At 62.3% G+C, this 14,927-nt stretch carries 13 protein-coding genes; 8 read left to right on the top strand and 5 right to left on the bottom strand.

Annotation, left to right across the window (positions count from 1 at the left end; genetic code table 11):
• Positions 1 to 61: 61 nt before the first annotated feature.
• Entirely contained in the window at positions 62 to 1,183 is a 1,122-nt protein-coding gene (gene ispG / locus AC2FML_RS04280) for a flavodoxin-dependent (E)-4-hydroxy-3-methylbut-2-enyl-diphosphate synthase (protein WP_170358814.1), read from the top strand.
• Positions 1,184 to 1,462: 279 nt separating this feature from the next.
• On the top strand, positions 1,463 to 1,858 hold the full coding sequence (locus AC2FML_RS04275; protein ID WP_496782148.1) for a hypothetical protein: 396 nt from the start codon (positions 1,463 to 1,465) through the stop codon (positions 1,856 to 1,858).
• A gap of 43 nt (positions 1,859 to 1,901) precedes the next feature.
• Here the strand turns inward: AC2FML_RS04275 and AC2FML_RS04270 are convergent, their stop codons facing one another.
• Positions 1,902 to 2,660 carry a DsbA family protein gene (locus AC2FML_RS04270; RefSeq protein WP_170438938.1) on the bottom strand — a complete coding sequence of 253 codons (759 nt, stop codon included), beginning with the start codon at positions 2,658 to 2,660 and terminating at the stop codon, positions 1,902 to 1,904.
• Positions 2,657 to 4,039, bottom strand: a complete 1,383-nt coding sequence (locus AC2FML_RS04265) for a M48 family metalloprotease (RefSeq protein WP_496782146.1) — start codon at positions 4,037 to 4,039, stop codon at positions 2,657 to 2,659. The genes AC2FML_RS04270 and AC2FML_RS04265 overlap by 4 nt, the downstream gene beginning before the upstream one ends.
• On the opposite strand from AC2FML_RS04265, the gene AC2FML_RS04260 reads away from it, so the two are divergent.
• From AC2FML_RS04260 to AC2FML_RS04250, 3 genes are all read left to right on the top strand, one after another.
• Positions 4,038 to 5,201 (top strand): pyridoxal phosphate-dependent aminotransferase, encoded by a 1,164-nt coding sequence (locus AC2FML_RS04260; protein ID WP_496782144.1) that lies wholly within the window; start codon positions 4,038 to 4,040, stop codon positions 5,199 to 5,201. The two genes, AC2FML_RS04265 and AC2FML_RS04260, sit on opposite strands and share 2 nt — an antisense overlap.
• 65 nt (positions 5,202 to 5,266) lie before the next feature.
• Positions 5,267 to 6,487, top strand: a complete 1,221-nt coding sequence (locus tag AC2FML_RS04255) for an N-acetylmuramoyl-L-alanine amidase (RefSeq protein WP_496782142.1) — start codon at positions 5,267 to 5,269, stop codon at positions 6,485 to 6,487.
• Between the two features lie 95 nt (positions 6,488 to 6,582).
• Positions 6,583 to 9,072 carry a penicillin-binding protein 1A gene (locus tag AC2FML_RS04250; protein ID WP_170338660.1) on the top strand — a complete coding sequence of 830 codons (2,490 nt, stop codon included), beginning with the start codon at positions 6,583 to 6,585 and terminating at the stop codon, positions 9,070 to 9,072.
• Here AC2FML_RS04250 and AC2FML_RS04245 read toward each other — a convergent pair.
• Entirely contained in the window at positions 9,066 to 9,899 is an 834-nt protein-coding gene (locus tag AC2FML_RS04245; protein ID WP_496782140.1) for an aminoglycoside phosphotransferase family protein, read from the bottom strand. The genes AC2FML_RS04250 and AC2FML_RS04245 overlap by 7 nt on opposite strands.
• A gap of 78 nt (positions 9,900 to 9,977) precedes the next feature.
• On the opposite strand from AC2FML_RS04245, the gene prfB reads away from it, so the two are divergent.
• The 3 genes from prfB (at position 9,978) to AC2FML_RS04230 (ending at position 13,439) form a co-directional block, all read left to right on the top strand.
• On the top strand, positions 9,978 to 11,105 hold the full coding sequence (gene prfB / locus AC2FML_RS04240; protein WP_496782138.1) for a peptide chain release factor 2: 1,128 nt from the start codon (positions 9,978 to 9,980) through the stop codon (positions 11,103 to 11,105).
• Between the two features lie 105 nt (positions 11,106 to 11,210).
• Positions 11,211 to 12,611 (top strand): amidase, encoded by a 1,401-nt coding sequence (locus AC2FML_RS04235; RefSeq protein WP_496782137.1) that lies wholly within the window; start codon positions 11,211 to 11,213, stop codon positions 12,609 to 12,611.
• 24 nt (positions 12,612 to 12,635) lie between these two features.
• Positions 12,636 to 13,439, top strand: coding sequence for a DUF2189 domain-containing protein (locus AC2FML_RS04230; protein ID WP_496782135.1), 804 nt, complete (start codon positions 12,636 to 12,638; stop codon positions 13,437 to 13,439).
• Positions 13,440 to 13,449: 10 nt separating this feature from the next.
• On the opposite strand, the gene AC2FML_RS04225 is transcribed toward AC2FML_RS04230, so the two are convergent.
• Both AC2FML_RS04225 and AC2FML_RS04220 read right to left on the bottom strand, forming a co-directional pair.
• Positions 13,450 to 13,671, bottom strand: a complete 222-nt coding sequence (locus tag AC2FML_RS04225) for a hypothetical protein (protein ID WP_170528838.1) — start codon at positions 13,669 to 13,671, stop codon at positions 13,450 to 13,452.
• Positions 13,668 to 14,825 (bottom strand): aromatic ring-hydroxylating oxygenase subunit alpha, encoded by a 1,158-nt coding sequence (locus tag AC2FML_RS04220; protein WP_496782133.1) that lies wholly within the window; start codon positions 14,823 to 14,825, stop codon positions 13,668 to 13,670. The genes AC2FML_RS04225 and AC2FML_RS04220 overlap by 4 nt, the downstream gene beginning before the upstream one ends.
• Positions 14,826 to 14,927 lie beyond the last annotated feature (102 nt).

The raw sequence follows: 14,927 nt of genomic DNA, 5'->3' as shown, positions 1-14,927 counted from the left end.
CGGCGGGCTTGCCCCCGGACTATCTAAAGGCCAGACCCCAGGCTGACGCGGATCCGTTTTCATGTCTCTGAACCATGTGCGCCCTTGGCGCGACATCTATCGCCGCAAATCCCGCCAGATCATGGTTGGCAATGTCCCGGTAGGTGGCGACGCGCCGATTGCCGTTCAGACCATGACCAACACGCTGACGACCGATGTCGCCGCGACCGTGGCGCAGGTACAAGCTGCGGCAGAGGCGGGGGCCGATATCGTGCGCGTTTCGGTCCCGGACGAGGCGTCGTCGAAAGCGTTGAAGGAGATCGTGCGCGAAAGCCCGGTGCCGATCGTGGCGGATATCCATTTCCACTATCGCCGCGGGATCGAGGCCGCCGAGGCCGGTGCCGCCTGCCTGCGCATCAATCCGGGCAATATCGGTGACGAGGCGCGGGTGAAAGAGGTCATCAAGGCCGCACGCGACCACAATTGCTCGATCCGCATCGGCGTGAACGCGGGCAGCCTGGAAAAGCACCTGCTGGAGAAATATGGCGAGCCGTGCCCTGAAGCGATGGTGGAAAGCGGGTTGGAGCATATCCGTATTCTGCAGGATAACGATTTCCACGAATTCAAGATCAGCGTGAAGGCCAGCGACGTGTTCCTGTCGGCCGCGGCCTATCAGGGCATCGCCGAGGCCACCGACGCCCCGATCCATCTGGGCATCACCGAGGCCGGTGGGCTGGTCAGCGGCACGATCAAGTCGGCCATCGGGCTGGGCAACCTGCTGTGGATGGGCATCGGCGACACGATCCGCGTCAGCCTGTCCGCCGATCCGGTCGAAGAGGTGAAGGTCGGGTTCGAGATACTCAAGTCTCTTGGCCTGCGCCATCGGGGCGTGAACATCATCTCGTGCCCGTCCTGCGCGCGGCAGGGGTTCGACGTGATCAAAACCGTCGAGACGCTGGAACATCGGCTGGAGCATATCAAGACGCCGATGAGCCTGTCGATCATCGGCTGCGTCGTCAACGGCCCGGGCGAGGCGTTGATGACCGATGTCGGTTTTACCGGCGGCGGCGCAGGCTCGGGCATGGTGTATCTGGCGGGCAAGGCCAGCCACAAGATGTCGAACGAACAGATGATCGACCACATCGTCGAGCAGGTGGAAAAGAAGGCGGCCGAGCTGGAAGCCGCGGCCGAGGCGGCGGAGTAGTACTTTAACTTCGATCCGGAACTAATTCATCATAAGCCATTTTTAGGCCCATTTTTGCGGTATCAATCGCGATATCGACTGTCTGGACCGGAGTTCGTTTCTTTGAAACCAATGCCTTTTGTGACGGCCCTTGCCGTCATCCTTCTTTCTGCGTGCAGCAGCCCCTCTACCGGGTCGGACAAACGCCCCGGTTTCTTCAGTGTTCCAGTTCCGCAGTCTGCACCGGGGACGCAATTTGGGTATATGTCGGTGCATGTGTCCGGTTTCGGAAATGACGGAGTGACAACGCGCGCAGACGTCCGGCTCAGCCCGGGCGGGACCGGCAAACCGCGGGGCCGTTTGACCCCGATCATGAATGTCGACCCGCAGCTGGCGTCTCGGGTCGCGGTATCGTTCAAAACCGGTCAGGATGCCCAGGCGGCCTATGCTTTGGCGAAACAGATCGCCAGGGCGACCTACTGCCCAACCGGCCCAATTTCTGAAAACACCGGTATTCGCAAGTACGACAATCCCCAGGACCTGCAGGCAATTCTGGCTGGAAGCAAACGGCAGGGGCGTGACGTCATTCCATCGGGAATTCGGGGCAAATCCGTACCCGCGACCCAATTTAGAAAAACTGGAACTCCGACATGGGTCGTGTCGATGAAATGCGACGCCCCGTATCCAAACGACTAGGGCGTCGTTTCAACGGGGCGGCGATCAAGCCGCCCCAGCTGCTTCAGCCGCGTTCAGCCCGCACACCGTCAGCGATCTGTTTCATCTGATCTGCGGGCAGGAAGCCCCGCAGCATCTCGGTGCCCAGAACAAAGGATGGGGTGCCCGAAATCCGCATGCGCTGCGCCAGTGCCCGCGTCTTGGCAATTTCTTCGGTCACTTCGTCGCTGTCCATCGCCACAAGGATGGCGTCACTGTCCAGTCCCAGCCCGTCCGAGATCCGGCGCAGCGTCACTTCCGAAGGCTCGCCCGTGAATTCCAGCAGGGCGTCATGGACTTGCTTGTACGCGTCATCCCCGGCGACCTGCTTGGTGGCGATGGCAAAGCGCGACGAAAGAACCGACGCATCGCCCAGAATTGGGAACTCCTTGATGATCAGGCGGATGTTGCCATCCTCGGCCAGCAGCGCGTCCACTTCGGGGACCGCGCGGCGACAGTATCCGCAACGGTAATCCATGAACTCGACGAGGGTGATGTCGCCGTCCGGGTTGCCACCGACCCAGCTATAGCCGTCATTGAACAGCTCGTCGGCGTTTTCAGCGATCAATTGCTGGTCGGCCTGTGCTTCGGCCGCAGCGTTGCGTTGCTCAAGGATGTTGATCGCCTCGAGAATGACTTCGGGATTTTCCAGGAGGTATTCCCGCACTTGCGCGCCGAACTCTGCTCTTTCGGAGTCGGTCATCGAGGACAGATCCAGCGCATTGGCCGGACCGGTAATCAGGGAAAGCCCCAGAAGGGCAGGTGCTGCGTGTCTGAGGATCATTTCCGGTTCCTTTTCGATTTCTCAGCTTGTTCTGCGGCAATCAGCACATCCTGTGCCCGTTGCCAACCCGTCGAGCCTTCGGGCAACTGACCGATGGCTCGTCTTGCGTGAATTCCGGCATCCAGCAGGCGCCCCTCAAGAGCGAAACGCTCGGCAGTGACGGCGGATGCCATACCGTTGTTGCCGACCTTTGAATAGGCCATTCCCAGATCCTGCATCAGGCGGCCGTTCCGGTAGTCGCGGGCGCGCGCGCTTTCCAACACCTGCAGGGCCTTTCTCGTCTGTCCGTCAGCAAGCAGGGCGCGCCCGTAGCCTGCCATGATCAATGCATCGGTCGGAGCCAGCTCGGACGCCCTGGCATAGGCCGTGACCGCCTCCGAAACCCGAAGGTTCTCCAAAAGGATCTGCCCCTTCAGTTCGTGATAGAACGGATCGTCAGGGCGGATGGCCAGCGCACCATCAATGGCTGCCCGCGCAGCCGAAAGGTTCCGGTTCTGATGATGGGCGGCGGCCTCGCGCATCAGGCGAATATCCTGCGCCGTTTCTTCCTTGGCCCGCCGCAGGGTCCAGCCGGGAGAGCGCAGAAACGCGGACAGCTTGCCCTTGACCCGCGCAAACCAGTAGTCGGCATTGGGGTTAGATTTCGCCCGATCCCCGAATTGGTACAGAAATTCCTCGGCGGCGCGCAGACGTTCACGGCTGGTCGGGTGCGAGCGCATATAGGGATCCTGATTGATCTCGCTCAGCAATTCCTGGCCGGCGAATTTGCGGTGCAGTTCGACCATGCCGATGGGAGAAATCTCGGCCCAACGCAGGTAGCTGGCGGCGCTGCGATCCGCCGAGGATTCTTCGGCCCGCGTGTGGCCCAGAAAACTGCGGATTGCGGCCCCTTGGGTGCCGGCGGCAATGCCCGCGGCGGCCTCTCCGCCGCCCGCAGCGGCGGCAATCAGAGCCAGCGCGGTACCGAAACCGGCCGCGCGTTGAGCCGCCCGAAGGTTCTCGGCCCGGCGGGCGAGGTGCCCGTTGGCGATATGGGCCGCCTCATGCGCGATCACGGCCTGCAGCATCTCGGGGCTGTCGACCGTCAGGATCAGTCCGTGGTTCAGGTAGATCGTGTTGTAGTCGATGACGAACGCGTTGAACGTGCCGTCCTTGACGACCATCACCCGCACGCGGTTGGTGTTCAAGCCGGCGGCGCGCAAGATCGGAAAGGCAAGTTCGCGTAGCCCGTGTTCTATATCGGGGTCGCGGATCAGGCTTTGCGCGTGGCTTTGCGCGGTCGACGCCATCCACAGCGCCACCGCCAGCAGAATTGCCGGGATTGACGCCAGCCGGGATCCGCGTTCAAAAGCCATGGTCGCAACATGGGAGATGGGCATGCGAAACTCAACCCGGTCGGGCGTTGATCCCTTCATCGTGATGGACGTGATGGAGGCCGCGCGCCGCGCCGAAGAGGCAGGGCGCCACATCATCCACATGGAGGTCGGCCAACCCGGAACCGGCGCCCCGCAAGGCGCGCTGGAGGCGCTGGCCGACGCGATGCGGCAAGGCCCGCTGGGCTATACCGTCGCGCTGGGTCTGCCGGCGCTGCGGCAACGCATCGCACGGATGTACGGCGAATGGTACGACGTCGACCTGAACCCCGAGCGGGTGGTGATCACTCCCGGATCCTCGGGCGGATTCCTGCTGGCCTTCACTGCGCTGTTCGACAGCGGCGACCGGGTGGGGATCGGCGCGCCGGGCTATCCCTCCTATCGGCAGATTCTGCGGGCGCTGGGTCTGGTGCCGGTCGATCTGCCGACCGCGCCGGAAAACCGCCTGCAACCCGTGCCACAGGACTTTGCCGGGCTCGACCTGCAGGGGCTGATGGTGGCCTCGCCCGCGAACCCGACCGGAACCATGCTGGACCACGCCGCCATGGGTGCGCTGATCGAGGCCGCGCGGGGGCAGGGGGCCTCGTTCATCAGCGACGAAATCTATCACGGGTTGGAATACGAGGCCAAGGCGGTCACTGCGCTGGAACTGACCGACGAGTGCTATGTCATCAACTCGTTTTCCAAGTATTTCTCGATGACCGGCTGGCGCGTCGGCTGGATGGTGGTGCCGGAAGATCAGGTGCGCGTTGTCGAGCGCATCGCCCAGAACATGTTCATCTGCGCGCCCCATGCCAGCCAGGTCGCCGCGCTGGCCGCGATGGATTGCGAAGACGAACTGCAGGGCAACCTGGCCGTCTATCGCCGCAACCGCAACCTGATGCTGAAGGGCCTGCCCGAGGCCGGGTTCACCAACATCGCGCCACCCGACGGGGCGTTCTATGTCTATGCCGATGTCTCGGACCTGACCCAGGACAGCCGCGCCTTTGCCGCCGAGATCCTGGACAAAGCCGGCGTCGCCGTGACGCCGGGGCTTGATTTCGACCCGGTGCGCGGCCACACGACCCTGCGCTTTTCCTACGCCCGGTCGACCAAGGACATTGAACAGGGCCTTGAACGGTTACGCAGCTTCATGGCGGATCGCCGGACGGCGCAGAAGTCGGCCTGAGGCGTTCACAAACCGGCCACGCTGCGATAGGCTCCTGCCAAACGATCTCGGGAAAACTTGAGGCCATGAGCAGGATCTTCTTCGTATGTGCGCTGATTTGGGCGCTGGCCGGAGCCGTTTGGGCGCAGGAATTCAACGCCTTGGCGCGGGTCCTGCCCGAGCAGAGCCGGATCACTGACGGCAAGGGTGCGGGGGTGACGCTTGAGCTGGGGCTCAGTCAGGGCGTCCCGTATCGCGTTTTCACGCTTCAAGACCCTTACCGTATGGTCATCGATTTCCAGGAGGTCGACTGGAGCGGCCTTGATCGGGCCAAGCTGTTGCAGACCCGTCGGATCAGCGGCGTCCAGTTCGGCGCCTATGTGCCCGGATGGTCCCGGATGGTGCTGGATCTGGGGGCGCCCTTGGCCGTCGATACGGCGGCCATGCGCGTGGACCCCGACAGCGGGGCCGCGGTTCTGACGCTGAATCTGAAAGGTACGGATTTCGACAATTTTGCCGCCAGCGCGGGTGCGCCGCGCAATCCGGGCTGGGATTTGCCTGCGCCTGCCGTCACGCCCCCGGTCGTGCCGCGAGATGGCGAAAGACCGCTGCGCGTGATGCTGGACCCGGGGCATGGTGGCATCGACCCCGGCGCGGAATCGGGTGGCGTTAACGAAAAAACCCTGATGCTCACGTTTGCGCGCGAACTGCGGGAACACTTGCTGCGCGCTGGCGAATACGAGGTCGTGATGACCCGGGTGGACGATCACTTCGTGTCGCTCGAACGCCGAATATCTCTGGCCCATCGGGCCAGCGCCGATGTGTTCATTTCGTTGCACGCGGATGCATTGTCCGAGGGGCAGGCTCATGGGGCCACTGTCTATTTCCTCTCCGATGAAGCCTCGGACGTGGCCAGCCAGAAACTGGCCGAGCGGCACGACCGCAGCGACCTGATCGCGGGTATCGACCTGAGCGGCTCGGACGACCAGATCGCTGACGTTTTGCTGGACATGGCACGGCAGGAGACCCAGCCGCGCTCGGAAGCTTTGGCCCATGCGCTGGCGCACGGCATGGGGCAGCAGGGCGGCCCCATGAATCGGCGCCCGATCCGCAGTGCGTCGTTTTCCGTCCTTAAGGCAGCCGACATTCCCTCGGTTCTGGTCGAGATCGGATTCATCTCCAGCCCCAGAGACCTGAAAAACCTTGTAAATCCCGAGTGGCGCATCGGAATGGCGCAGGGAATCCACAAAGGTCTTGAAGCCTGGCGCCAGCAGGATCTGATCCGCCGCGGCTTGATTGGGCAGTGACCCTGCGGCGCAAAGTGGCTAGAATGCGCCCGTGTGTTTTGACCCTTGGGTGCAGCGACACTATATAGGCGTCACCGCGAACAAAAGGCAGCAACGTGATCCGGTTCATTCTTTCGATTTTCGGGGCGGTTTTCAGCCTCGTCACCTTGGGTATTTTCATGGTCGCGCTGGTGATTGGCGCGGTCTTCTGGATGTATGGCCGCGACCTGCCCAGCCACGAGTCGCTGGCCCAGTACAAGCCGCCCACCATCAGCCGTATCTATTCGGGCAAGGGTCAACTGATCGACGAATTCGCGCAGGAGCGCCGTCTGTTCACCCCGTCCGAAGAAATCCCGGACCTAGTGAAGCACGCGTTTATCTCGGCGGAAGACAAGAACTTCTATTCGCATCAGGGGTACGACCCACGCGGGATCATCGCAGCCGGAATCGAGGCGGTCCAATCCAAGGGCGAGACGCTGCGCGGCGCGTCGACCATCACCCAGCAGGTGATGAAGAATTTCCTGCTGTCCGGCGACCGGCGGGTCGAACGCAAGATTCAGGAAATCATCCTCGCGACCAGATTGGAAAAAACGCTGAACAAGGAACAGATCCTTGAGCTGTATCTCAACGAGATCTTCCTTGGCCAAAACTCCTACGGCGTGACCGCCGCTGCACAGACGTATTTCAACAAGACTTTGCAGGAACTGGCCCCGCATGAAGCCGCGACGCTGGCTGCGATGCCCAAGGCGCCTTCGGACTATCACCCGGTGCGCCAGAAACAGCGTCTGTTGGATCGCCGCAACTACGTGCTGCGCGAGATGTATCAGAACGGATATATCGATCAGGCAACCTATGAGACTGAAGTGGCGCAACCGCTGCGTTCGGTTCAGAACGGTGATTTCGAAAGCTTCCGCACCGCACTGCCACCGCGCGACTATTTCACCGACGAAATCCGCCGCCAGCTGAGCGAGGACTTCGGCGAGGGTGAGTTCTTTACCGGTGGTTTCACCGTCCGGGCCTCGGTTGACGAGGAGATGCAGGTTGAAGCCGCACGCGCCCTGCGCGAGGCGCTTCAGAAATATGACCAGTCGCGCGGCAAGTGGCGCGGCACGGGTGAAACCATCCCCGAGGAAAAACTGGCAGACGAAGCGCAGTGGCGCGAAGCTCTGGCGATCATGGAAATTCCGCGGGACGTGGTGCTGCCCACGCAATGGTACCCCGCGGTGGTGCTGGATGTGGCCGATCAGCAGTTGACGGTAGGGATCGAGAACGGTCCGGCTGACGGCATCATCCCGCGCAGCGACATCAAATGGATGCAGGGTGACTTCAAGGCAAACTTCAAACGCGGCGACGTGATCCTGGTCGTTGCCGGGGAAGAGGGCCAGTGGTCCGCCCGTCAAGTTCCCGAGGTCCAAGGCGGCTTCGTGGCGATGGATGTGAACTCGGGCCGCGTTCTGGCGATGCAGGGCGGGTTCTCGTACCAGGACTCGGTGTTCAACCGGGCAACCCAGGCGCAGCGCCAACCGGGATCGGCCTTCAAGCCTTTCGTCTATGCGGCAGCACTGGACAGTGGCTACAGCCCAGCGACCATCGTCGTAGACGCCCCGATCGAGGTGAACACACCGCAGGGCTTGTGGACCCCGAAGAACTCGACCAACAAATTCTACGGGCCGACGCCCCTGCGCACCGGGATCGAGCAGTCGCGAAACCTGATGACCATCCGACTGGCGCAAGAGGTTTCGATGCCGGTGGTTGCGGGATACGCGGAGCGGTTCGGTGTGTATGACAACATGGGTCCCTACCTGGCCAATGCGCTGGGGGCCGAGGAGACGACGCTCTACAAGATGGTGGCGGCCTATGCGATGTTCGCCAACGGCGGCGAGCGGGTCGAACCGACTCTGGTCGACCGGATCCAGGACCGGTTCGGCAAAACGATCTATCGGCATGATGACCGGCAGTGCCTGGATTGCAACTCCAGCTGGCTGGAGCCCGACGCCTCACCCACGATCGTGACCGACCGAGAGCAGGTGATGGATGCAATCACGGCTTATCAGCTGACGTCGATGATGAAGGGCGTGGTTGATCGCGGCACCGCGTCACGTGTGGTCAATCTGCCGGTTCCGACGGCTGGCAAGACCGGTACGACCAACGAATCCAAGGACGCCTGGTTCATCGGCTTCACCTCGAACATCGTTGCCGGGTGCTACATCGGGTATGATCGCCCGCGCCCGATGGGGCGGGGTGCTTACGGCGGCACGCTGTGCGGTCCGGTCTTCCAGAGCTTTATGGAAAAGGCCGTCGAGAAATACGGCGGCGGTCCGTTCGAAGTGCCGCCGGGTGGGCACTTCATCAAGATCGACCGTTTCAGCGGTGCCCGTCTGCCGGATGACGCATCGGGTGACTATGTGGTGGCCGAGTATTTCCGTGATGGCGTCGACGGGTTCATCGACCGTGTCTATGACGGTGGTTTTGCGATGGGGTCCGATCTGCCGTTGTTCGAAGAAGTGACCAATGGCGGGCGCCAGGTCCAGACCTCGACCGGGCAGACCATCATCGTGGGGCCCAAGGCCAGCCAGGGCGATCTTCAGGGCGGCGGACTTTACTGATCTGCAGCGCTTAGAAACAGGCGCAGCAGATCGGCCTCCGGGTCACTCTCGACCGATCCGCCGGACCGCCAGCATATGGACAGGGCGCATTTGGCCGCCGCCCATCGGGCCAGACGCGTCCGCGAAACATTCATCGCCGCGGCGTATAGATCCAGGCACGCGGAAATCTGCCCGACTTCGCGCACAAGGTCCGGCATGCCTTTTGGGTGCCGCAGCGCATTTGCCAGTTCGAACGCCGGATCCCCGACATAACCCTTGGCATCGATCACGCGCGGGCCGGACGCAGTCAAGATGACATTGTCGGGGTGCAGGTCTCCATGCAGGGGGAGATGCACGGGTTGCGTCTGCAGCAAATCCTGAGCCAAAGCTATGGCGCGCCTCATATCGGTTTTCAGGGGCCGCGTACATTGATCGGCAAATCCGACGTCAAAAAGCGGGGCGAACACTTGCTCCAAAGGCCTCAGCCCGCTCACTTCGACCATCGGATCAGCCTGCAGGTTCCGCGCCGTTTCAGCCAGTAGTATCAGGGCGTCGGCCACGTTGCCCGCCCGTGCATGATCGCCGAGGGTCGGACCCTCGAGCCACTCCATCATGACCGCCCGGCGGTCTTCGGCCAGGATCGCGACGGCGCCCCGGTTGCGCCAGGCAGCCAGCAGGCGGCATCCCGGCGCCTCGTTGCCGCGATCGGCGCGGCGATAGAGTTTGAGCGCGACTTCAGACCCGTCCTCACGTTTGGCCCGCCAGACACGCGCCGCGCCGGTATCCGCCGCCAGCCGCGGGTCGGCCAGATGCCATTTCTTCAGGAACTGCTCCGGTCCGTGCTGCATTTGCCTTTCGGGTCATCTTGTGGTGGCCTGAACCTCTTGCTATCACGCAGGCCTGATTGAGCAAGTTGGGACCTGACCATGCGCGCCGAAATCCAGAACATCGTGGCCGAGATCCAAAAATCGCTGGAGCTGCTGGCCCAGCGTATGGACTATGAAACCGCGCCGCACCGGCTGGAGGAGTTCAACGCCCGCGTCGAGGACCCCAACCTGTGGGACAACCCCGAAAACGCGCAGAAGCTGATGCGCGAACGGCAGGTTCTGGTCGATGCCATCGAAACCTACGAGTCCATCAAGACCGATCTGAACGACAACATCGAACTGATCGAGCTGGGCGAGATGGAGGACGATGAAGAGGTCGTCAGGGATGCCGAAGAGGCCCTGAAGAAACTGCGCGACAAGGCGGCCGAAAAAGAGCTCGAGGCGCTGCTGGACGGCGAGGCTGACGCCAACGACACCTTCCTTGAAATCAACGCGGGCGCCGGGGGCACCGAAAGCTGCGACTGGGCCTCGATGCTGGCGCGGATGTATGTCCGCTGGGCCGAGAAGAAGGGCTACAAGGTCGAGCTGCAGTCGGAAACCCCGGGCGAAGAGGCGGGGATCAAGTCGGCGGCCTACAAGATCTCGGGCCACAACGCCTATGGCTGGCTGAAGTCCGAAAGCGGCGTGCACCGGCTGGTGCGCATCTCGCCCTATGACTCGGCGGCCAAGCGGCACACGTCGTTCAGCTCGGTCTGGGTCTATCCGGTGGTGGACGACAATATCGAGATCGAAGTGAACCCGGCCGATATCCGTGTCGATACCTACCGGTCCTCGGGGGCGGGCGGTCAGCACGTCAACACCACCGACTCGGCGGTGCGGATCACCCACATCCCGACCGGCATCGTGGTGACCAGTTCGGAAAAATCGCAGCACCAGAACCGCGACATCGCCATGAAAGCGTTGAAATCGCGCCTGTACCAGATGGAACTGGACCGCCGCAACGCCGAGATCAACGCCGCGCACGAAGCCAAGGGCGATGCCGGCTGGGGCAACCAGATCCGGTCCTATGTTCTGCAGCCCTATCAGATGGTCAAAGACCTGCGCACCAGCTACGAGACGTCGGACACCAAAGGGGTTCTGGACGGTGATCTGGATGCATTCATGGCGGCCACTCTGGCTCTCAAGGTCTCGGGCAAAAGCCGGGCCGAGGCGCAGTCGGACGAGTGATGCTGCGCAGTTGAACTGCGTGGAAAAGATATATCCAAAACACCGGGTTTAAATGCACACATGGGGTCGCTAGGCTGAGCGCAAGCAAAGCTCGGACGTAACCCCATGAACCTAAGCGATACTTCAGCCGCTGATCTTCTCGAGAAACTCGCGACAGGGCATTTGTCAGCCGCTGAGTTGATGCGCGCGACGCTCGACCGGATTGCCCAGGTGAACGGGCAGGTCAATGCAATCGTCGCGCTGCAGGACGAGGATGTGCTTATGGCACAAGCCCGGGCCGCCGACGACAAGTCGGGCCGCGGGCCGCTGCATGGGCTTCCGATTGCCGTCAAAGACCTGGTCAATGTGGCTGGCATCGCGTCGACCCAGGGGTCGCCGGTCTTTCGCAATCACGTCCCAGCCGTCGACGACCTGATCGCAGCACGGTTGCGGGCCGCCGGAGCTATTCTGATCGGCAAGACGAACACACCGGAGTTCGGGTTGGGCTCGCACACCTTCAATCCGGTCTATGGCGCAACCCGGAACCCCTATGATCCGGCCCGGTCCTGCGGCGGGTCGTCGGGTGGTGCAGCGGTGGCCTTGGCCACCGGGATGGTCGCGCTGGCGGATGGGTCGGACATGATGGGCAGCCTGCGCAATCCGGCCGCGTGGAACAACGTGTACGGCTTCAGGCCCAGCTGGGGCCGGGTTCCCTCGGAACCGCAGGGCGATTTGTTTCTGCACCAGCTCTCGACCTTGGGACCGATGGCCCGCAGCCCGCAGGATATCGGACTATTGCTGGATGTGATCTCTGGCCCCGATCCGAGGCAGCCTTTGAGCGTTCCCTGCGAACCCGTCACCCCATTGTCTGTCGAAAGCCTGGACGGGATGCGGATCGGATGGCTGGGCGATTGGGGCGGCGCATTCCCGACTGAGGAAGGGATTTTGACCCAATGCAGCAACGAGTTGGCGATTTTTGAGGGACTCGGCGCAACCGTCGAGGACGTACCGCCGCCCTTCGATGCCGAACGCCTGTGGAACAGCTGGATCACCCTGCGGTCGTGGAGCGTAGCAGCAAGTCTGCTGCCTTTGGCCGACCGAAAAGACGCCCTTAAGGACACCGCGCAATGGGAGCTGGAGCGAGGTCTGGCCCTGACGGCGATGGAGGTCTATGCAGCCAGCGTCACCCGTTCGGATTGGTACCGTCGGGCGGTCGAACTGTTTGCCGAGTATGATGCGCTGGTGTTGCCGGCAGCTCAGGTGTGGCCGTTCCCTGTGGATCAGCCGTATCCGCGCAGGATTGGTGGGGTCGCGATGGACACCTATCATCGCTGGATGCAGGTGGTCACGCCGGTCAGCCTGATAGGTCTGCCCTGCCTTTCGATACCGGCGGGGTTCGGCCCCGGAGGGCTGCCGATGGGAATGCAACTGTTCGGGCCGCGCGGCAGCGACGCGCAACTGCTGGCTTTGGGGGCCGCCTATCATGCCGTGACGCATTGGCCGCAAAAACGCCCGGCCATGGCCTGAGGGCAAGGGGAGGAGAAACGGAACATGGGAAAGCCATTCGGAGTGCCAACGCTGAAACCGGCGGATACCGGCATGTTGCGCACGGCGCTGCATCGCGCCTGGCAGGATTATCGCCGCGCACCGGTCTTTGGCCTGCTGTTCGGCGGCTTCTACGTTCTGATCGGGTGGTTGATGGCCTGGGTAACCGTGCAAACGGGCACCTCGTTCTGGCTGGTGCTGGCCGCCATCGGCTTTCCGCTGATCGGACCGTTCGCCGCCGTGGGTTTGTACGAGGTATCGCACCGGCTCGAGCGGAATGAGCCGTTGGACTATGGCGCCATCTTCGGTGTCGTGATCCAGCAAAGCCGCCGTCAGTTGCCGTCGATCTGCGCGATCATCGTCGTGATGTTTCTGTTCTGGTTCTTTCTCGGCCACATGATCTTTGCGCTGTTCATGGGGCTGTCGACAATGACAAACGTATCGTCATCGCTTGAAGTATTTCTGACACCCAACGGTCTGGCCATGCTGGCTGTCGGCACTGCTGTAGGCGCGATCTTTGCCATCCTGCTTTACATGATCACCGTGTTGTCGATCCCGATGCTGCTGGACCGGGAACTCGACTTCGTCACTGCCATGATCTCGAGCTATGCCTATGTCAGCGTGAACAAGCGGGTCATGCTGGGCTGGGGTGCCTTCATTGCGGTCACGACCTTTGTCGCCATGGTGCCCTGGTTTTTGGGATTGCTGATCGTGTTGCCTCTGTTCGGTCATGCCAGCTGGCACCTGTATCGGCAGATCACCGAAGACGACGCAGCGGCAGAGCCGGTTGTCGAATCGGCCCAAGCCTAGGTTCTCGGGGTCAGGAATCGGGCACTTCGCGGCCCATGTCGACCAGCATCTGACGCAGACGTCCCGCGCGGGGCAGGTTGGCTTCAAGCGCATGGACATAGGCATGGGTCAGAAAAAAGCTCCGGGCGTCGTCGTCTTGCTGACTGGCGGCGGCCAGTTCGTACAATTCAGCCAAAGCCGTGATGTCACCCGCCGCATGCGCCTGCAGAAGGCGGGTGTGCAGGTCGGTCATTCAGCGGCCAGTTCGTTGCGATGTGCCATCAGACGCTGAGCCACCCAGTCGTGGAACAGATGGGTCGGCCCGTCCATCGCCGGCGAGAAATGTCCGCCGTCAAACCCCGGCGCCGCGCGGCCACGCTGCATCCCTTCTACGACGAACACATCCTCTTCAAAGACCACTTTCCACTGCTCGGCATTGCGGGCGCGCAGATCCGCATCGGTATCCGGCGCCGAATAGAACAGGTGGATGTGCTCCGAGGTCCGGTTCTGGGCCTCGGGCCGCAGAATGATGGCGAAGGCGTGGTCCCGGTGCACGCCCAGCAGCACGTTGGGGAAAGCGGCAATGTATTCGGCTGCGGTGTCCCATTTCTCGCTGAGACCTTCGAAATCGGGAAAAACCCGACCGTCCTCAGTTTTCAGTTGCCGATAGACCAAGGTTCCCTGACCTGAATAAAGGCCGGGCTCCTGGATGTGATAATGATCCTCAAGCCGCGAGTAACTGTTCAACCCGGGATGTACCCACGGCAGGTGATAGCTTTCGCAGTAGTTCTCGACCGCCAGCTTCCAGTTGCAATTGACGTCCAACCGAAAGGAACTTTCCGGGCCGCCGTGGTACAGCGGCTTGTCGAACTCGGCCCACCGCTCGATCAGCCTGGCGTTGGCATCCTCGAACGCCGGCGCGTCGCCCGAGACGTTGATCCACACCACGTCGCGCCAGATATGGCTACGCACCTCGATCAGGCCGAGTTCCGATTTGCTGACCGCGTCATGTGCGTTCTGGCCCGGACCGCCCACATGCGGCGTGGCGACCAGCCGGCCTTCGGTGGAATAGCACCAGCTGTGATAGGGGCAGCGAATGGCGCCTTCGATCTTGCGGGGCTCTTCGACCAGGATCATGCCGCGGTGACGGCAGATATTCTGAAACACACGGACCGTACCGGAACGGTCACGCAGCAACAGCAGCGGAATACCCATGAACTCCAGCGGAACCGCGTCCCCGGGCTCGGGGACATCGGCGGTGACCGCGAGACCGGCCCAGCCATCCAGCAGCAGAGCCCGAGTTTCTTCGGCGTGCAGGGCAGGGTCGGTATAATGTGCATTGGGCAGGCCCAGAGCGGTTTCAATGCTCTGACGAACAGCCGACAGATCGGTTGGGGTGCTGGCCATCTGGTTCTCCTCGCTTCTCCACCAGCCTAGGCATCCGGGGCCAGCCCTCGCTTACACTTCTGCGACTCCGGCTTTTCTCACAACGACATGCAAGGGAGTTTG

The organism is Ruegeria sp. BHSC029 (genome assembly GCF_059613085.1).
The sequence above is the reverse complement of the archived record's forward strand: the minus strand, read 5'-3'. Positions and strand labels throughout refer to the sequence as shown.